The sequence below is a fragment of the Streptomyces sp. 12E genome (assembly GCF_055633275.1).
Genome location: NZ_JBVNCJ010000001.1, coordinates 6,400,784 through 6,418,593, shown reverse-complemented (window position 1 = coordinate 6,418,593; position 17,810 = coordinate 6,400,784). Strand labels below are relative to the sequence as shown.

Below are 17,810 nucleotides of genomic sequence, written 5' to 3'. Positions count from 1 at the left end.
GTTGTTACGCTCCCCGTGTGAGGATTCCGGGTCCCGAAGAGATACGCGCGCTGCACGAGAAGCACGCACCCAGCGCCGAGGCGTTCGCGCTCGTCCACACGCACTGCGAGGTCGTCTGGAGCATCGCCGAGCGGCTCATCCCGGCCTCACGCCTCGACGTCGACGCCGAACTGGTCCGCGCCGGCTGCCTCCTGCACGACATCGGCGTCTACCGCCTCTACGGGGACGACGGCCGGCTGGACCACGGGAACTACATCCGGCACGGGCTGCTCGGTCACGGGATCCTCCGGGACGAAGGGTTCCCGGAGCCCTTGCGCCGGTTCTGCTCCCACCACACCGGGGTGGGGGTCACGAAGGACGACGTACTGCGCCAGGGCCTCCCGATCCCTCCCGCCGACTACCTCGCGGTGACGCGGGAGGAGCGGCTGGTGATGTACGCGGACAAGTTCCACAGCAAGTCCCGGCCGTCGGCGTTCCTCTCCCCCGACGCGTACGCCGCCCACGTCCGCCGCTTCGGCGAGGAGAAGGTCGCCGCCTTCCAGGCCCTGCGCGCGGAGTTCGGCGACCCGGACCTCGACCGGCCGGTGCCGGGGGGCGGTGCGTCCGCCCGCCCGTGAGCGTCGCCGGACGCCGACCGCACCGCCGTCGCCACCGCCCGTACGCTCACCCGGCGGACGGGCTTTCCCCTTCCGCCCGCGCGGGCGGAGCCGGCCGACGCGGCCCGCGTGATGTGTGGACCGCGTGACGGGAGCGCGAGCCGCGTGTGAATCTTCCGCGACTTCGGATGGCGTTCGCCACAGCACCGGAGCAAAGCACCACGGTCGACGGGCACGGCACGGCCCGCCGAATGACCGGGATGGCGGCGGTTCACGCCAATTCTGCACACGAGCAGGGTGCGACGCGCGTCGACCCCGGCAACAGAACTCCCCCTCTCGTCTGCCCTATGATCGTTTAACAGTTGACTTCATCGCGCCTGCAACCCCTCCCCGGCGGTTCTCGGCGACCGCGGACACGTCCATCGGTGTGGGTCCCGCGGTGGTGACACGCAGGAAGAAAGGTGAACCGCATGGCCCTCGGACTGCTCCGGCGTCGGCGTTCCCGCAGCGCCCCCGGCGCCGCACCGGACCTCTCACTGCCCCTGCCGGCCGGCGCCGGCGCGTACGGCTGCGAGGTCGTCGATCCCATGGGACAGCCCCTGGGCGGCGCCGAGGTCACGGTGACCGCCCTGGACAGCCACCGGGTCGCCGCCCACGGCACCACCGATCCGTACGGTCTGTTCATGGCGGCGCTCCCGCCCGGCTCCTACAGCGTGATGGTCGCGGCGGAGGGCCTCACCCCGGCCCGCAACAACGTCGACATAGCCGCCGGCGCCGCCCTTCCCCCGGACCGCGTCGCGCTGCTGCCCGCGCGCCAGCTGGAACTGCCGCCGCCCGGCACCTGGCTGTTCGATCCGCCGCACACCGCGATCCGCTTCATCGCCAAGCACGTGGGCATGGCCCACGTCCACGGACGCTTCACCCGCTTCACCGGCGGCATCCACATCACGCCGGACATGGGCGACTCCCAGGTCTCGGTGCGCATCGACGCCGCCAGCATCACCACGGGCAACAGGACCCGTGACAACCACCTGCGCTCCGCCGACTTCCTCGACGTCGAGCACTATCCGTACATCGACTTCACCAGCACCCGGTTCGTCTACCGGGGCGGCTCCCGGTGGACGCTGAACGGCACGCTCACCATGCACGGCACCAGCCGCTCCGTGGGCCTGGACACGACGTACCTCGGCACGGTGAACGGCGGTTACGAACAGGAGCTGCGCTGCGCGGCCCTGGCCAAGGCGGAGCTGCACCGCGAGGACTTCACCCTCAACTGGCGCTCGATGCTGGCCCGCGGCATCGCGGTCGTCGGCCCGACCGTGCAACTGGAGCTGGACGTCCAGGCGATGTACCGCACCCCCGAGACCCCCACGCCCCCGGAGTAGACCGGCGCGGAGGGGGGGGCTCCCGAGCGGCCCCGGTTCACGCGTGGGGGCCGGGGATCACCTCGGTCGCCGACTCGAGGACCTTCTCCACCCTCAGCACCGCGCTGCGGACGGCTCCCTCCTCCGCGACCAGCACGTCGGGGACGTGGGACTCGTGGAAGCGGAGGTACCCGACGGTCCCCGCGGTCGTCGTGCGCGCGCCGAGCCACAGCACCATCCGGCGCAGGTCGTCGAACTCGTCGGGATGCGTCTCCTGCCGCACGGTCAGCGCCCACTGCGGCCCGTCGGAGCACAGTTCCCCGACCAGCGCGCCCCCGATCCGCAGCGCCGGCCCCCGGTCCGCCCAGAGGGGGTACGCGTAACCGTCGTCCTGCCGGCCGCCCTCCTCCCCCAGGTGCCAGCGGAGCAGGGCGAGGTCCTGCGGCGGGAACGAGCCCGGCAGGTCGAGCGTGAGCTGGAGTTCGTAGACGTCGGCCATGATCAGAAGGCTACGAGTCCGGGTGCCGGTGTCCTTCACGACAACCCGGCGAAGACCCCGAATCGTCACATCCGTTGATCTACTGTGACCGCATGACGAAGAAGTCCCTTCCCAGCCTCACCCCGACCGGCACCTGCTGGTGCGGCTGCGCCAAGAAGGTCGGAGCCGGATCGTTCTTCGCCCCCGGCCACGACAAGGTGGCGGAGGCCGCACTGCTCGCGGCCGAGTACGGTTCCTCCGTCGCCCAGTTGCTGCACGGACACGGATACGGCCCCGGCCACTCGGTGAGCGCGCGTGCCGTGGCCGAGGGCATGTGGCGGAAGTGCCCGGCCTGCGACTACGTCGGTGCGCCGGCGAGCATCGCCCACCACACGAAGAAGGCGCACGCAGCCGCCATCGGCGAGCAGGCACAGGGGGTGGAGCGTTGACCGACCCGACCTCCAGTCAGCGTGCCGACCTCGAGAGGGCGGTACGCACGTACGGCGGCCACTGGGACACCGAACGCGGCCTGCGCGCGCTCCGCGACGCGGGGCACGACCCGCAGGACAAGCACACCCGCCAGATCCTCCGCGACCTCGCGAGCGAGGGTCTGCTGGTGAAGGTGGAGGACTGGCCGGTCCGCTACCGCGTGGTGCGGGCCGGCTGAGGCGCAGCCGGCCCGCACCACGGTGCCTGCCGTCATCCCGGTCAGGGCGTCTTCAATGGCGACGCCCTGCGGATCCGGCGACGTTGGGTCTGCGTGGGTTGAACACCCAGACCCCCTGGGACTGGGTGGCGCCCAGCACCCTGCCGACGTCCAGAAGCCAGGGGCTGGCCTTCTGGAAGGGCGCGAAGTTGTCGTTGGAGACGATCACTCCGCCTACCTCTTCGGCGATGCTGATGACGAGGGCGTCTCCCCGGCCCTCGGTGCCCGCCGGCGGCTGCACCACGGTGCCGGCGGCGATCGCCTCCTCGACCGACGGACGCTCGTCGGCGGCGACGTCGTGCCGCAGTGTCGCGTCGACGACGACGTGGACGTCCCGGTCGGGATTCTTGAACCGCAGCGACTTGATCGCGGCCTGCAGCGCCTGGAAGCTCGGCCTTCCACCTGCGGAGCGTGGCGGACGGCCGTTCCACGCGAGGTTCGAACCGTCCACCACTAGGGCCGCCGCAGGCTGCTTGGCGGCCCTGCCCGACTGGGCCATCGACGCGGGAGTGGGCCGGACCGTCGTCCCCGCCGCTGCCGCGCCGTTCGGTCGATCCTGCGCCGGGACCGTCGGTGCGGACTGGGGATGTGTCGGCCGGGGTGCCTCGCGGCCGGTCGTGCGCAGCGAGAGGAGGTCGTTGAGCTCCTTCTCGATCTCCGGCGGGACGGTGCTGTCGCCGAAGACCCGGACCTCGCCCTCGAGGACGGGCTGCCCGGTCTTCTGCAGGGTGGCCCTGACCGCCAGCAGACCTTCCTTGCTGTAGGTGTACTCCAGGTCGAACGCGCCGTCCTCGGCCGCCCGGGAGTGGTGGGGCGGGTAGGTGAGGACGAGTTCGGTGAGCTTGACGTTGTCGGGGTGGTCGACGGGCCGGTCGGGGTCGCCTTCCCACACCTCTACGGTCAGTCTGGACACGCCGTCCCTGGACGGCTGGTAGGACTTCTTCCGCTGCTGGGGGAGGCGTTGGTTGCGGTCGATCAGCGCACTGAACTCACGCTTGCCGTACTGGTCCTTGGTGACCGTGCCGAGAGCGTGCGTGTTGACGACGCGGATGATGCTCTTCAGTTCGCCGTCCATGGCGGCCGCGCAGATCGCGGCGCCCTCGGCGACCGCGGTCATCGGGTGGCAAAGGTCCGCGCCGACGAGTTCGCAGTCCAGCGCTTCGGCCACGGCGTCGCGCACGGCGGGAATCTGGCTGCTGCCGCCGATCATCAACACGGCCTTAAGCTCGCTCGGATCGAGACGGGCCTGGGCGAGGCACTCCTCGACGGGGTCGAGAGCACGGCTGATCAGGTCCTGGATCGCGGCGGAGAACTCGTCCTGGCCGACCTCCACGGCGACGCCGTCCGGCGTGGTGATCCGCACGGACTCCTGGGAGGACAGCAGGATCTTGCTGCGCTCGATGTCGAGGGCGAACTGCCGCTGTTCGGACTCGGACCACTTCCTGCGCGCGGGTGCCCGGTCGAGCACCATGCGACGCAGTCGCGTGTCGATCTCCAGACCGCCGAGCTTGTTGACGCCGCGGCTGGCCTTTTCGTCGAAGAATCCGTCGTCGTGCAGGAGCAGGGTGGCGTCCATGGTCCCGCCGCCCCAGTCGAAGACGAGGAACTCCCCGTCCTCTTCCATGGTGTGCGCATAGGCGATGGCGGCGGCCGTCGGTTCGTTCAGCAGCGTCTTGACGGCGATGCCCGCCGCCCGCGCCGCCTCCCGGGTACGGAAGCGGGCCGCTCCCGTGGCGTTGGCCGGCACGGTGATCACGGCCTCGCCGATCTCCGTCGCGGCTTCCTCCTCGGCTGCGGTGGCCATGGAGCGGAACACCCCGGCGGCCGCGGTGGTGGCCGCGAACCGTCGCCCGCCGACCGTCACGAGGGGCTCTTCGCGCAGCAGCCGCTTGCACGCCTCGACAGCCTGCTCGGACCGCAGTTTGGCCTCCCAGCCGAACAGTGCTCCGGTGCGGAGGGAACTGGTGCCTACCACCGAGGGGTAGAGTTTCTCGAAGCCGGGCCGCTCCCAGTCCGCGTCGAGTCCCTGGCCACCGAGTTCCAGGATCTCGACGTACTCGCCGTTCCACTGGGCGGCCACCGAGTTGGTGGTGCCGAAGTCGATGCCCGTCGTCATGCTTCCTCCCCCAGTGCGGGACCGGGCACCCGCCGGAGGTGTCCGGCCAGAATGACCTTTCCGGTCACTTCGTCGACGTATGCCGGGCGCAGCACCTCGAACGCCTCGCCTTCGCCCTCGGTGACGACGAATCGGTCGCTCTCCTCGGGTTCGGCCACCCGAAGGATGCGCAGTGCCCGCAGGTGTTCCCGCATCGCCCCGCCCAGCAGGTCGCCACCGTGCGCCGTCTGCGCCCACACGAGGGCGTCGATCTCCGCGAGGCGTCCCGCGAACTGGGTACGGGTGCGGAACTCGTCGAGGACCGCCTTGCGCACCGCCACGTTCAAAGCGGTGGACGGCGGGGCCTCGCCGGCGTTCGCGTCCGCCAGGGCGGCGGGTACCCGCTCGACGACTCCCTGGATGATCGTCTTGGCGTCGATGGGCTCCGGCGCTTCGGGCGCGGCCTGTCCTCGTGCGACGACGGGCTGCTCCGCCGATTCCTGCCGCTTCTCCCTACGGCGCTTCAGTCCGCCGGGTTTGTGCGGCGCGTCCGCGGGACTCTTGCCCGGCTGTATCTGCCCGCAGTGCGGACAGGGACGATGAGCACGCTCGTTCTTGGGGATCTTCTCCCCACGGCGTGCCGTGGTCTTCTTCTTTGCGTCCATGGACTGGTTGCGCCTCGCTCACCGTCGTGCGTTCTGTCGGGATGGACCGTCAGCGGGTGAACCCGTGCCGGTCGAGATGCGGTGGTGTGCTGCGGAAGTCGTCGAGCAGTTCGACGGCCGCCAGAGCGCGGATGGACTCGAGGTCCGCGCCGCTCGTGAGGGCGGTCCGGCGTGCCATCGGCTCCAGCGGCGGCACCAGTCGCCTGGGCACGGTGTCGGGCAGGTCGTACCGGTACCGGTCGAGGGGCACCCGGAAGAAGACGTCGAACCCGGCCTCGTGACGCGCGGCCTCGTCGATCCGGCCTTCCGCCAGGTTGAGCCGGGCCTGGGCCGCCTGGTCCCCCTCCTGCTCGTACTCGCGGAAGAGGTCACGGCAGTGCCGCTCCCAGCCTTCCTCCCCGTGATCCAGGCCGAGCTCGAGGAACGGGTTCGTCATCATCCCCCGTTTGTTCTTCGTCGTGGCCCTCCAGGTGCGCACCTGCGTGAGATTGCGCTGGGCGACGGGGTCGCCGTTCTCCGCGGCCTTCTCGGCATAGGTCTCGGCGAGGGCCAGCTGCTCCCTCGCGGCACGGTCGTTGTCGGCCTCGGGTGAGGTGACGGCGGCGACGTACGCGGCGATGGTGTACGCCTCGTCCATGAGGTCGGCGGGCGGGGAAGGGGCGTTCCTGCGTTCCCGCACGAAGGACTCGGCCTGACGGCCCGCCCCTTCCAGGTCGCCGGACCTCAGCAGGTCGTAGGCCCGGTTGAGGGCGACCAGGGCGTAGAACTCGCTGCGTCGGGGATCGACGGGGACGGTAGGCCGCCACAGCGCGGCCATCAGTTTCCACAGCCCTCGGTCGCGGACGGTGTCGCCGTCCCACTGTCCGACGAGCGCCCCGGACCTGAGGTCGCGCAACTGGATCTGCTGGGCGCGCGGCAGCGCCGCGTCCAGAGCGTCCAGGGACGACAGCTGCCCGTCCCTGACGACGTCGTACAGCAGGTCCCACACGTCCTCGGGTTCCTGCCTCATGATCGTCTCGTCGGCCAGGAACGCCCTGCGGCGCAGCATGGCCTGCCATCCGAGCCTCTCGGCCTCCTGCGGGCCGATCGAGTTCGGGGCGAGGCGGGCCCGCAGGTAGAGCGCTTCCTCCTCGTCGCGCGCCTGCCAGGGTTCGTCCTCGGCCAGCAGGCCCCCGTGGTCCACGAGGTCGTCGAGGACGGACAGCGGAGCCCAGGGGAGGACGTGGGCCAGGACCGTGTTCGGCACGGGGATCGCGCCCCGGGTGGCCGCGGTGGCGAACAGGGAGAAGGCGGGCCCGCCCGAGACCGCGCGGGACCTCGTGCCGACCAGTTCGAGGCCGGGGGCGGTCGAGCACAGGATCCGGCAGCGTTCCGTTCCGGGCTCGTTGAGCCAGCGCACCTCGGCGGTCCACAGGCTTCGCAGGTGGCCGAGAACGCTCTGCGGCTCCAGAGCGGCGAGTCCCGCCCGGACCGCCGGGAGCAGGGTCTCGCGGTCCGGCGTCCCCGCGACGGCCCGGTCCAGCGTCTCCCGCTGGTCGTCCGTCAGCGTGGGCGCCTCCACGATGTCCCGCAGTACCGCCAGCACCGCGTCGACGGCCTCGCCGCCGTTGACGCCGAGCCAGCGCCACTTCCGCTGGGCGAAGCCGGTCGCGCCGGCCTGGCCCTGGCTAGACCGGCGCTCGCGCGCTCTGGCCAGGCGCTCCTTCTCAGCGGCTATCGCCGCGCGGCGGGCGGCGACCGGGTCCGTCATGTCGTACACGCCGACACTGTAACCGTGCACGAGAACTTCACCCACCCCTCCCCTGAACAGCGAATTCGCAGGTAGCATGCCCGCCGGGGCCCGGAGTGCGGCACCGGACGGAAGCACGCCCCGCACTGGCTCAGCCGACCCTCCTCCACTTCGTACGAACCGCGCTTTGGTCGGTCTCCCTTCGTGATAGCGAGGGAGCAGGCGTTCGAGGCGCTGATGAAGTGAGTCGGTCATGCGGGACTGATCCGGCTGCTGCGCGAGCAGCTCGACATCCCCGTGGAGGAGGCCGCCGTCACCGATCTGAGCGAGGTGGACAACGACACCTCCCTCGCCCGGCGTGCGACGGAGCGGTCGGTCCAGTCGGTGAGGGTGATCAGGGACAGGTCCCCGATGACGTCCTGGGAGCTGGCCTGCTGGCGAAGTGGTCCGCCCAGTAGCGGAACAGCTCGAAGTACGCCTCCTTCTGCTGTCCGAGACGCAGCGGCCCGGCGATGCGCTGCATGAGCTTGCGGTCGGCGGCCGGGACCTCGATCCGCCCGTCGCGGGCCTCGGCGGCGGCCCGGACGTGGGTGAACACCTTCTTGGTGTCGGCGGGCTTGACGGCGGTGCCGGTGGCGTCGGGGTCGAGGTCGGGGTGGGCCGGGTACTGGTGGGCAAGCAGCTTGCCCGCGACGTGCCGGATGCCGTCGTGCAGGCTCTGCCCGAAGGCCAGGGTGAGGCCGTCGACGTCGGGCAGCGCGACGAGATGGCCGTCGAAGTCGGGCACGACGTCGGCGGCCTGCTTCTGGGCAAGGCCGTACGCCTGCTTGAAGGCGCCCTTGACCTGCTTCAGCAGGGCCTCGCGCTGGGTCTCCAGGAGGCCCTTGGCGCGGCTGCGGTTGTCGGCGTTGAGGTGGCCGGCGTACTGGGTGTCGAAGCGGTGCTCGTCGGCGAGGGCCTTGTCGATGACGACCAGGCACCGGAAGTCGGCGGAGCGCGTCGCGGACAGGTGCGCGGGCAGCCAGGCGACGGTGCGGGACCGTTCGCCCTGCTGGCGTTCACGCAGCCGCCGGATGCGGTTGACGTCCTCGACCGGGCTCCACTCGCCCTCGTCGAAGGGGAGGTCTATGGCGATGCGCCAGCGGCCCTCCTCCTGCGGCATCAGGTCGTGGTCGGGCAGCTCGTCCTCGTCGGCGACGTTGCCGAAGACGATCTCGGCGGTGCGGGCGGTGCCGCGCCAGGTGAAGCCGAGCTGGTCGTTCAACTGGCCGTGCTTGACGCCCAGTTCCTCGAAGAGCAGGCGGCGGGCGAGCGCGACGCGGTTGCCGGGGTTGTCATTGGCCTGGGCGTTGGCGATGACGGAGTCCACGTCGACGCCGGAGAGTTAGAGGCGAACGCCGGAGTTGGCGTCGGTGCCGGGCTCCTTGATCGCGGGGAACCTGGCCGCCCACTCGGCGACCTTGTCCTTTTCGTAGCGGTCTTCTCCACCATGACGGGAGACAGGTCGACCCCCCGGGCGACGATGCCACGCTCGGCAAGGTGGGCGAGGGCGCAACCTGTGCCGCAGCCGATCTCCAGCACGCGGCGCGGGTCGCCCAGCAGCTCAGGGCCGGGGCCGTGCCCGGCGTACTGGGTCCAGCAGAAGCCCGGCTCCGCGTCTTCCTTGAAGGCGGAAGCGGCGAACGTGTCCCACAGCTCCGTCTCGGCGGCGATGTCGTGTCGTGCGGGCAAGGCGATTCCTCCTCGCAGGGGCCGGCCCCTCCGATGGGCCCGAGGACAGGGAGGTGGCATATTGATCAGAAACTCATTGGGTTCACTCGTCGAGGATGTAGCGGACGTGCGGGGCTTTGAAGTAGCCGGTAACGATGTGGGGCTGGCGTTGTCGACGGTGGAAGAACCTGCGGGTTTCGGCGGCGAGTTCGGCCTGGTTCCTGGCCCGGTGGGTGTGGGGCAGGCTGCGTTTGAGGTCGGCGTTGACCAGCTCGTCGGGGTTCAGCTCGGGTGAGTACGACGGCAGGAAGTGCAGCTCGACCTGGTCCTTGTGGTCGGCGAGCCACGCCCGTACCGCCTTCGAGCGGTGGGCCGAGTGCCGGTCGACGATCAGGTGGACCTTGCGGTCGAAGTGGCCGACGAGCCGGGCGAGGAAGCGGCACATGACCTTCGCGTCGAAGGTCCCGGTGAAGACCATGAAGTGCATCCGGCCGCGGGTGCTGATTGCGGACATCGCGTTCACGGAGAACCGGTTGCCGGTGCGACGGACCACCGGCGTCGCGCCTTTGGCGCCCCAGGTTCGGCCGGTGACCTGGTCCGAGCGGATCCCGACCTGGTCGCCGAAGAGGATTTCGGCGTTGTCGGCCTTCGCCCTGGCCCGGATCGCCGGCCAGGTCTCCTCGCACCAGACGCGGACGGCCTCCGGGTCCTGTTCGACAGCCCGCTTGTCCGGCCGCTGGAACGTCAGTCCCCAGCGTTTGAGGTACTTGCCCACGCCGGGCTCGGTGAACCGGACCCGGTACAGCTTGAAGATCAGTTCACCTATCAGCCCCCGCGTCCACAGCTGACCAGAAAGCCCCAGCTCGCAGGGGATGTGATCGAGGACCGCCTGCCGCACGGCAGCCTGCTCGGCCTCGGACAGCACCTGGTGCTCGCCTGTGCGGCGGCCTCGCGGCCGGGACAGCAGCGCGTCCCGGCCACCCGTCTGCCACCTCGCCCACCAGTTGTCCACGGCCCTGACCGACACCTTGAACAGGGCCGCGACCTCCGCCCTGTCCCGGCCCTCCACCAGCGCGGACACCGCCAGCAGCCGCACGGCCTCCTGCGCGTCCGGCGACCACGTCCGCGCATCCCCGACCAGATCACTCACACACCGACCAACGAACCCGAACCCAAAGCGTTTCGGATCAATAGGGCCGTCGGGGTGCCCGATGCCTGGGCTCCGGACATCGGCGCCTCAGCGTGCGGGACAGGGGTGAATCCGCTGAGGTGGACCATGGCGCGCGGGCTGTCGGCCGGTGCCCGGGGTCGACTCCTCTCAGACTGCGATGGCCTGCTGGGCCAGCAGCAGTGCCAGCGGTCCCCCTTGGAGCAGGAAGCGTCCCTCGGTGGCCGCCCGAATCGCGTCGGGTATCGGCCACCCCATGAGCCTGAAGCCCGACCGATTCACCGGACCAGCGGGACCAGGTCGAGCAGAAGATCTACGACGCGGTGAAGAAAGGCGAGATCGTCCGGTACAGCATCAAACCGAAATACGAAGGAACGAATCCCATTCCGGTCAGCGTCGAGTTCACCGCCTTCGGAAATCGCGGATTCACCTTCACGCACAGCCTCGAGAACCCCGCTTCCGGGGTTCGAACAGGCGTGTAGCATCCGCGTTGACCGGAAAGCGGGAGGGCCAAGTGACGCGCACCACGCCCGAGCGGCCCGTCGATGTGGAGGCGCTGTTCCCCGAACTCCGGGAACACCGTCGCACGAGCACTCGGCTGCACCCCCGGCAGGGTTCCCCGGAATCCGGGCACAGTTCGGTCGCGGGCCCGTTCCTGTGGCCGGCGAACGAGCCGTGGCCCGTGTGCGCCGTGCGGCACGACAAGCGCACCGGGCACCGGCTGGCCGATGTGCGCCTGGAGCGTCGGATCCTCGACGCGGCGTGGCGGCGGGACCCCCGGCGCGGACCCTCGGACACGGAACGCGCGACCCTGGCGGGGCTCGAACCGGGCCCGCACGCCTCCGGGATCCACGACGAGGATCCGATTCCGCTGCTGGCCGCCGCCCAGTTGTACACCCGTGACATCCCTGACCTGACGGGTCCCGGCGACTGCGACCTCCTTCAGGTCCTCTGGTGCCCGTTCGAGGCCCACGGCCCGGATCGCACGATCGACGTGGTCCTGAAATGGCGCCGTTCACAGGATGTGACGGAGACGTTGGCGGACATTCCCGAGCCGGTGGTCGTCGGCCGCGAGGAATGCGTGCCCAATCCCTGCGTGCTCGACCCCGAACAAGTGGTGGAGCACGAGTATGTCGGCCTGCTCGACCCCGAACTGCAGGAAAGGATCGAGCTCTGGGAAGAGGAACTCCTCGACGCGGAGGACGCCTCCGCCGGCCCCGGAAACCACGACAGCTACGACAGCTACGACAGCTACGAGGAGTACGAAGCGGCCATGGGCGGCGGTGGACCGGAGGGGGACGAGCTCACGTACCAGCACGACCTGTCCATCCCGCCGGGATGGAAGGTCGGCGGGTTCGCCTCTTGGCACCTGACCGACCCCGCTCCCGTCGTCTGCTCCTGCGGCGCCGGCATGCGGCCCCTGTTGACCGTCCACGACCGGAAGTGGGACAACGGCACACTCAGCTGGGTCCCCCTGGAGGACCGCGACGCACTGCACCTCCCGGGCGCGAACGTGCCGACCGGCGTGTATCTCGGGCGCGGTCTGATGCGTGTCTTCGTCTGCCCCGCGGACCCCGCACACCCGCACCGGCTCAGCTTCCAATGACACACGGGCCTTCTGTGTCGTACCGGGCGTACGCGTCGCGGCACTCACGAGGAATCCCGGCCCCGGCGCCGGCCCGTCACGGTGTCGGCGGCACCGTCGTCCCGCAGTCGGGCACGCCGTCGAGCCACGCCGGTCCCTTGATGTAGATGTTGGTCACCCACGCCCTGTAGTCCGGCAGGTACGACCACACGTCGTTGGTGTACCCCTCGGCGGTGACCGTCTCGGCGTGCTTCTGGCACTGGACGCGGATGGTGGTGGAGTGCGGGAAGGCGTAGACGCGGGCGGCGCCGAGGGAGGGCTCCGCCTTGGTCCACACGCCGGTGCCCCACGTCTGGTGGAGGTGGCCGGTGACGGGCCCGGTGTCGACGCGGACGGCGCCGAAGTAGCCGTTGAGGCGGACGTCGCTGACCATGAGCCTGGTGCCGGACTCCTTGGCCTCGACCATCTTGCCCGCGCCCAGGTAGATGGCGATGTGGTGCAGGTCCTTCGAGGTGCCCCAGGCGAGCAGGTCGCCCGGGACCAGCGGGGCCAGGCCCTGGGCGGCGGTGAAGCGGGCGGCGGCGCGGTGCGTGTAGTACTGCTGGCCGGCGACGCCGTCGAGGATGTCGGAGCCCGCCGCCTCGGCGTACGCGTGGCGGACCAGGCCCGAGCAGTCGAAGCCGAGCCGTTCTGGGTCGTGCTCGCTGTCCGGGTCGGTCGGGTCGACCTGGCCGTACGTGGGACCCGGCCGGGCGCCGTGCCCGCCGCCCCACGTGTACCAGGTGCCGGCCGCGACCTCGGCGCAGGCGGCGGCGATCGCGCGTTCGGCCGCCGCGGAGGCTCCGGGTGCGAGGACGCCGCACGCGTCGGCGGCCGAACGCTGGGCGGGCGCCGCGGTGTTCGCGGCGGCGGCGGACACCGGCGCCCAGAGGAGGAAGGCGAGTAACGCGATCAGTGTGCGGATGAGACCGGTCCGGCGGACCATGCCAGGACCCCCGTTTCCTGTGGCTGTGGGAAGAAGTGGTCGCACAGGAGCCTGCTGGCCGTGTCCCGCGCTTGTCGAGATCCGGGTGTCGCCCTCCGCCGATGGGCAACGGGAAACACCCGGGAAACACCCTCCGAGCAGGTGAGCCGCTCTCACCTCCGGCCGTCGCAGGCCGCCCCGTCGCGGGTGAGGCGGACACCGGGCAGGAGCTTCGCGCGCTCGTCCTCACCGACGCTCTCGTGCAGCCGGCAGATCCGCGCCAGCCGGGCCCCGGGATCGAGGTCCCACAGCCGTACGGTGCCGTCCGTGCCGGCGCTGGCCACCGTGCGCCCGCCGGGAGCGAAGGCCACGCTCCACACCGCGTCGGTGTGACCCGTCAGCGTCGCCCACGGGCGCCGTCCGGCGACGTCCCACAGGCGCACCGTGCGGTCGTTGCCGCTGCTGGCGAGCGTGCGGCCGTCGGGGGCGAAGGCGAGGCCCCGGACGGAACCGGCGTGGCCGGTCAGGACGGCCTCGGCGCGGCGTTCGCGGACGTTCCACAGCCGTACGGTGCCGTCGTTGCCGCTGCTGGCCAGCGTGCGGCCGTCGGGGGCGAAGGTCACGCCGCGCACCGCGCCGGTGTGGCCTTCCAGCGTGCCGAGCGGGCGGTGCGAGGAGACGTCCCAGAGGCGTACGGTCAGGTCGTCGGCGGCACTGGCCAGGACCCGGCCGTCGGGGCTGAAGGCGACGCCGTTGGCATAGTCCCGGTGGCCGGTCAGCGTCGCCAGCGGCGCGCGCCTCGCCACGTCCCACAGGCGCACCGTGCGGTCGGCGCCGGCCGAGGCGAGACTCCGGCCGTCGGGCGCGAAGGCGAGGGAGTAGACCTGCCCGGTGTGGCCGGTCAGGGTCGCCAGCGGTCCTCGTGCGGTCACGTCCCACAGCCGGATCGTGCCGTCGGAGCCCGCCGACGCCAGGGTCCGCCCGTCGGGGGCGAAGGCCACCGAGAAGACCGCCTCGGTGTGTCCCCGGAGCGTCGTCAGGAGCCGGCGCCGCCCCGCCTCCCACAGCCGTACCGTGTGGTCGGCGTCGGCGGTGGCCAGCAGCCGGCCGTCGGGGCTGTACCGGGCCTGCCAGACCTGCGAGAACGGACGGGCCGTCAGCACCGGGCCGCCGAGGTTCCACAGGACCACGGACCGGTCGAAACCGGCCGTGGCGAGCAGGGTGCCGTCGGAGGTCGCGGCCGCCCCCATCACGTAGTCGGTGTGACCGGCGAGCACGGCGGTCTGCCGGCCGCTGCGGACGTCCCACAGTCTGGTCGTCCCGTCGCCGACCGCGCCGACGACCGTGGCGCCGTCGTGCGTGTACGCGACGGCGTTGATGTCGTCGTTGCTCCCGGAGAGCGTCGCGCCGAGCCGGCCGGCGCGCACGTCCCACAGCCGTACGGTCCGGTCGACGCCTCCGGAGGCCACCTCCCGGCCGTCCGGGGAGAACGCCGCGCCCAGCACTTCGTCGGTGTGCCCCCGGAGCGCGGCGAGGGGCCGGGACCGGTCGGTGTCCCACAGCCGCACGGTCCGGTCGGCCCCGGCGGAGACCAGGGTCCGGCCGTCCCGGGAGTGGTCCAGGGCGTTGACCGCTCCCTCGTGTCCGCGGAGGGAGGCGGTGACGCGGGGCGTGCCCGCGGTGTCCCACACCTGGACCGGTCCCCGCACGGTCGCGACGGCGAGCCGGTGCCCGCGGGGGGCGAAGGACAGCGCCCGGGCGCCCTCCGTGCTGTCGTCGAGCACGGCCTTCCTGCGGCGCTCGGCGATGTCCCAGAGACTCACCGGTCCGCGCGCCGACGTCGCCGCGAGGGTAAGGCCGTCGGGGCTGAAGGCGATCGAGCGGACGGGCCCGGACACGGTGAACACGGCGGTCGTGCGGCGGTCCGACACCCGTCGCAGGGTCACCGTCCCGTCGGAGCTGGCCGTCGCCAGGGACCGGTCGTCCGGCGCGAAGACCACCGCGTTGACCGGCCCCCGGTGGCCGCCCAGCCGACCGGAGAAGGGCTGGGACTGCGTGCTCAGTAGCGCGCCGCGCGCCTCGACGGTGATGCGGGCCCGGTAGGCCTCCCCGGCCAGCAGCATCGACGCCTCCGGCCGGCCTCCGGCGAGCGACGCGGACAGCACGGCCAGCGCCTGGGAACGCGCGACGCGTTCCTGGTCGAGGGCGCTCTCGCGCTGCTGGTGGGCGAGGCCCCCGGCGGTCAGGGCGAGCCCCAGCAGGACGACGAGCGTGGCGAGCATCGACTGCCGGAGCCGGACCTGGCGTCTGGCCTGCCTCTCATGGCCCTCCTGCTCGGCCAGGCTCGCCCGGAGGAACGCTTCCTCGCCGGGGCCGAGCCGGCTCCAGCCGTCGAGTTCGTCGGCCCAGGAGCGCACGGTGCTCAGCCGGGTGCCGCGGTACAGCGCGGACGGGTCGCGGCCTTCGCGCTCCCATTCGGCGACGGCGTGCGCGAGCTGCTGGTGCAGGAGCAGTCCGGCGCGGTCGGCGTGGATCCAGTCCCGCAGCCGCGGCCAGGCGTGCAGCAGGGCCTCGTGGGTGATCTCGACGGTGTCGCTGTCCATGGTGATCAGCCGGGCCCGGACGAAGGCGTCGAGCGCGGCGGCCGCGCCGTCCGCGTCGGCGAGCTGCTCCCTCAGGGCGGCCCCGCTCGCCCGGCGGCGGGTCGCCCCGCCGCCGTCCGCGACGTACACCAGACGGGACAGGACGCGGCGGATCGTCTTCTGCTCGGCCGGGTACAGCCGGGCGAAGACGTTCTCGGCGGTCCGCGCGACCGCGCCCCGGATCCCGCCGGCCCGCTCGTACCCGGCGACGGTCAGCACGGACCCCTCGCGCCGCTGCCAGGTGGCCAGCAGGGCGTGGGAGACGAGGGGAAGCACGCCGGAGGGGGTCACGTCGGCTCCGGAACCGGCGCCCGGACCGCCGCCCGGCGGTGGGCCGTCCTGCTCGTCGCGCAGTCCCGCGTCGCGCAGGAGCAGGGACACCAGGCCCGGTTGGAGCGTCAGTCCGGCGAGCTGTGCCGGCCGGACGATGGACTCCCGCAGCTCCGCCACGGACATGGGCGGCAGGACGAACAGCCCGTCGGTGAGGACCGGGGCCAGTTCGGGAAGGTCCAGGCAATGGCCGGTGAAGTCGGCCCGGACGCCGAGCACCACGACGGCGGGGCCGTGGGCACTCTCCTCCGGCCGGGGGGCCGCCAGCCCGCGGAGCACCCGGACGAAGGAGCGCCGCTCGTCGTCGTCCGCGCAGAGGGTGAAGAGTTCCTCGAACTGGTCGACGATCAGCACCGGTCGGCAGGGCGGGGGCCGTCGTTCCCCGGGCGGTGTCGGCGGGGCGTCCACCACCGCGCGTACGGCGTCCAGCACCGCGCCGGGGTGGTCGCGCGCCTCCTCGACGGTGACGGCCAGGTCGCCGCCCACCGCCTTCGCGGTGCGTTCCAGGAGTTCGTCCAGGGGCCGTGAGGTGGGGGTGAACGTCACCACCGGCCACCGGTCGGCGCCCGGCATGGGGAGGTCGCCGCGCCGCAGGGCCGGCACCAGTCCGGCGTTGAGCAGGGACGACTTGCCCGCGCCCGAGGGGGCGACGAGCATCAGCGGGCCGCTTCCCGCCCGTTCGAAGACCCGTTCCACCAGTGCGGCCGTCGCGCGCTCACGGCCGAAGAACCAGTCCGCGTCCTGCGGGGTGAACGCCGACAGGCCGCGGTACGGACACGCCTCGTCGGACCGCCGTTCGGGAGCGGCGGCCTGGGCGCCGCTCCCGCTGCCGGCGGGCGGTCCCTCCCGCACGAGCCTGAGCAACTCCCCCTCGGCGTCCAGGACTCGGTCACAGATACGGGCGATGTCGGCGGTCGCCCGTTTCGCGCCGGTCTCGATCTTGCTGAGGTAGCCCTTGCTGTAGTGCGTCCGCCGCGCCAGATCGGTCAGCGACAGGCCGCGCGCCTGTCTGAGTCGTCTTAGTTCCGCGGGGAAGGAGGGCGTGGTCGGCGCGTCCCGGTCCCGCTCGTTCCCCTGGTCGGCTTCGTGCGCGTGCTGCGGATCTCCCACGGAGTCCCCCATGCGGTGCGGCCGTGAGACGGTGGACTCCCAGGCTACTGCCGGGGTGGTAAGGGCATCCAAAGCTTTCACCCGGTCCGGCGAAAACACGAACGTCCGGAACCATGGGGCGGTTCCGGACGTTCGCTTCTCCTTCGCGCGGACAGGGCGGACCGGATCAGGTCAGGAAGCCCCCGCAGGCGCTGCGGGCCACCCACTTGTGCGAGGAGATGGTGTCGTTCGCGCTGACACCGCTGGTGAGCCGGTTGTCGGTCAGGTTGTCGGCGTAGAGCTCGCCCGGTGCGAGGCAGCCGTGGCCGCCGCCGTAGTTGGCGTGCTCGTAGAACGCGACGTGGTCGAGGCCACCGGTGTAGCCGCGGTTCATGACGGACGTCGCCCTGTCCTGCGCGCCGCCCCACCAGCTGCTGTTGCCCGCGGTGCTGATCAGCTGGGCGCCCGAGCAGTCCAGGTTCTCCCAGGCGTACACGTTGCCGTTGCGCGGCCCCCACTTGCTGTCGCAGCCCGGTCCGGCGACGGTGCTCCCGGCCGCCTGCGAGGTGGCGGCGGGTACGACGACGCCCAGGGCGGTGAGCCCGAGGAGGGCGGCCGTGACGGTGAACTTGCGCATGCTGTTTCCCCTCGTTTTCTCTGATGATGCGGTGCGTTGGCGGTGGTGCGTC

At 71.7% G+C, this 17,810-nt stretch carries 13 protein-coding genes and 2 pseudogenes; 5 read left to right on the top strand and 10 right to left on the bottom strand.

The window, feature by feature from the left end; genetic code table 11:
• Positions 1-17 precede the first annotated feature (17 nt).
• Positions 18-617, top strand: coding sequence for an HD domain-containing protein (locus ACZ8ZB_RS29490; RefSeq protein WP_470740651.1), 600 nt, complete (start codon positions 18-20; stop codon positions 615-617).
• Between the two features lie 449 nt (positions 618-1,066).
• Positions 1,067-1,981: a YceI family protein gene (locus tag ACZ8ZB_RS29485; RefSeq protein ID WP_470740650.1), complete on the top strand. Its 915-nt coding sequence runs from the start codon at positions 1,067-1,069 to the stop codon at positions 1,979-1,981.
• 37 nt (positions 1,982-2,018) lie between these two features.
• Here ACZ8ZB_RS29485 and ACZ8ZB_RS29480 read toward each other — a convergent pair whose 3' ends face one another.
• Positions 2,019-2,459 (bottom strand): hypothetical protein, encoded by a 441-nt coding sequence (locus ACZ8ZB_RS29480; protein ID WP_470740649.1) that lies wholly within the window; start codon positions 2,457-2,459, stop codon positions 2,019-2,021.
• 92 nt (positions 2,460-2,551) lie between these two features.
• On the opposite strand from ACZ8ZB_RS29480, the gene ACZ8ZB_RS29475 reads away from it, so the two are divergent.
• Positions 2,552-2,887, top strand: coding sequence for a hypothetical protein (locus ACZ8ZB_RS29475; RefSeq protein ID WP_470740648.1), 336 nt, complete (start codon positions 2,552-2,554; stop codon positions 2,885-2,887).
• Positions 2,884-3,105, top strand: coding sequence for a hypothetical protein (locus ACZ8ZB_RS29470; protein ID WP_470740647.1), 222 nt, complete (start codon positions 2,884-2,886; stop codon positions 3,103-3,105). Before ACZ8ZB_RS29475 ends, ACZ8ZB_RS29470 begins: the two co-directional genes overlap by 4 nt.
• Before the next feature lie 52 nt (positions 3,106-3,157).
• Here the strand turns inward: ACZ8ZB_RS29470 and ACZ8ZB_RS29465 are convergent, their stop codons facing one another.
• The 6 genes and pseudogenes from ACZ8ZB_RS29465 to ACZ8ZB_RS29440 all read right to left on the bottom strand — a co-directional run bounded on the left by ACZ8ZB_RS29465 (position 3,158) and on the right by ACZ8ZB_RS29440 (position 10,493).
• A complete protein-coding gene (locus ACZ8ZB_RS29465; RefSeq protein WP_470740646.1) occupies positions 3,158-5,260 on the bottom strand; it encodes an Hsp70 family protein in 2,103 nt (700 codons plus the stop codon).
• Positions 5,257-5,904, bottom strand: a complete 648-nt coding sequence (locus ACZ8ZB_RS29460; protein WP_470740645.1) for a hypothetical protein — start codon at positions 5,902-5,904, stop codon at positions 5,257-5,259. The genes ACZ8ZB_RS29465 and ACZ8ZB_RS29460 overlap by 4 nt, the downstream gene beginning before the upstream one ends.
• 49 nt (positions 5,905-5,953) lie before the next feature.
• Entirely contained in the window at positions 5,954-7,654 is a 1,701-nt protein-coding gene (locus ACZ8ZB_RS29455; protein WP_470741607.1) for a hypothetical protein, read from the bottom strand.
• Positions 7,655-8,001: 347 nt separating this feature from the next.
• Positions 8,002-9,101 (bottom strand): annotated as a pseudogene (locus tag ACZ8ZB_RS29450) (BREX-2 system ATPase PglY family protein); the annotation flags it as partial.
• A pseudogene (locus tag ACZ8ZB_RS29445) lies at positions 9,101-9,364 on the bottom strand (class I SAM-dependent methyltransferase); the annotation flags it as partial. The pseudogenes ACZ8ZB_RS29450 and ACZ8ZB_RS29445, both read right to left, overlap by 1 nt.
• An 82-nt stretch (positions 9,365-9,446) precedes the next feature.
• On the bottom strand, positions 9,447-10,493 hold the full coding sequence (locus ACZ8ZB_RS29440; RefSeq protein ID WP_391891122.1) for an IS630 family transposase: 1,047 nt from the start codon (positions 10,491-10,493) through the stop codon (positions 9,447-9,449).
• Between the two features lie 532 nt (positions 10,494-11,025).
• Here ACZ8ZB_RS29440 and ACZ8ZB_RS29435 point away from each other — a divergent pair.
• A complete protein-coding gene (locus ACZ8ZB_RS29435) occupies positions 11,026-12,117 on the top strand; it encodes a hypothetical protein (protein ID WP_470740644.1) in 1,092 nt (363 codons plus the stop codon).
• A gap of 76 nt (positions 12,118-12,193) precedes the next feature.
• Here ACZ8ZB_RS29435 and ACZ8ZB_RS29430 read toward each other — a convergent pair whose 3' ends face one another.
• From ACZ8ZB_RS29430 to ACZ8ZB_RS29420, 3 genes are all read right to left on the bottom strand, one after another.
• Positions 12,194-13,081, bottom strand: coding sequence for an NlpC/P60 family protein (locus ACZ8ZB_RS29430; RefSeq protein WP_470740643.1), 888 nt, complete (start codon positions 13,079-13,081; stop codon positions 12,194-12,196).
• 152 nt (positions 13,082-13,233) lie between these two features.
• A complete protein-coding gene (locus ACZ8ZB_RS29425; RefSeq protein ID WP_470740642.1) occupies positions 13,234-17,142 on the bottom strand; it encodes an nSTAND1 domain-containing NTPase in 3,909 nt (1,302 codons plus the stop codon).
• A gap of 166 nt (positions 17,143-17,308) precedes the next feature.
• Entirely contained in the window at positions 17,309-17,758 is a 450-nt protein-coding gene (locus tag ACZ8ZB_RS29420; protein WP_470740641.1) for a peptidase inhibitor family I36 protein, read from the bottom strand.
• Between the last annotated feature and the right edge of the window lie 52 nt (positions 17,759-17,810).

Excerpts from the sequence above, each read along its gene's own strand:
- ACZ8ZB_RS29485 (WP_470740650.1), top strand. The coding sequence starts at position 1,067 with ATGGCCCTCGGACTGCTCCGGCGTCGGCGTTCCCGCAGCGCCCCCGGC.
- ACZ8ZB_RS29480 (WP_470740649.1), bottom strand. The coding sequence starts at position 2,459 with ATGGCCGACGTCTACGAACTCCAGCTCACGCTCGACCTGCCGGGCTCG.
- ACZ8ZB_RS29475 (WP_470740648.1), top strand. The coding sequence starts at position 2,552 with ATGACGAAGAAGTCCCTTCCCAGCCTCACCCCGACCGGCACCTGCTGG.
- ACZ8ZB_RS29465 (WP_470740646.1), bottom strand. The coding sequence starts at position 5,260 with ATGACGACGGGCATCGACTTCGGCACCACCAACTCGGTGGCCGCCCAG.
- ACZ8ZB_RS29460 (WP_470740645.1), bottom strand. The coding sequence starts at position 5,904 with ATGGACGCAAAGAAGAAGACCACGGCACGCCGTGGGGAGAAGATCCCC.
- ACZ8ZB_RS29455 (WP_470741607.1), bottom strand. The coding sequence starts at position 7,654 with ATGACGGACCCGGTCGCCGCCCGCCGCGCGGCGATAGCCGCTGAGAAG.
- ACZ8ZB_RS29430 (WP_470740643.1), bottom strand. The coding sequence starts at position 13,081 with ATGGTCCGCCGGACCGGTCTCATCCGCACACTGATCGCGTTACTCGCC.
- ACZ8ZB_RS29420 (WP_470740641.1), bottom strand. The coding sequence starts at position 17,758 with ATGCGCAAGTTCACCGTCACGGCCGCCCTCCTCGGGCTCACCGCCCTG.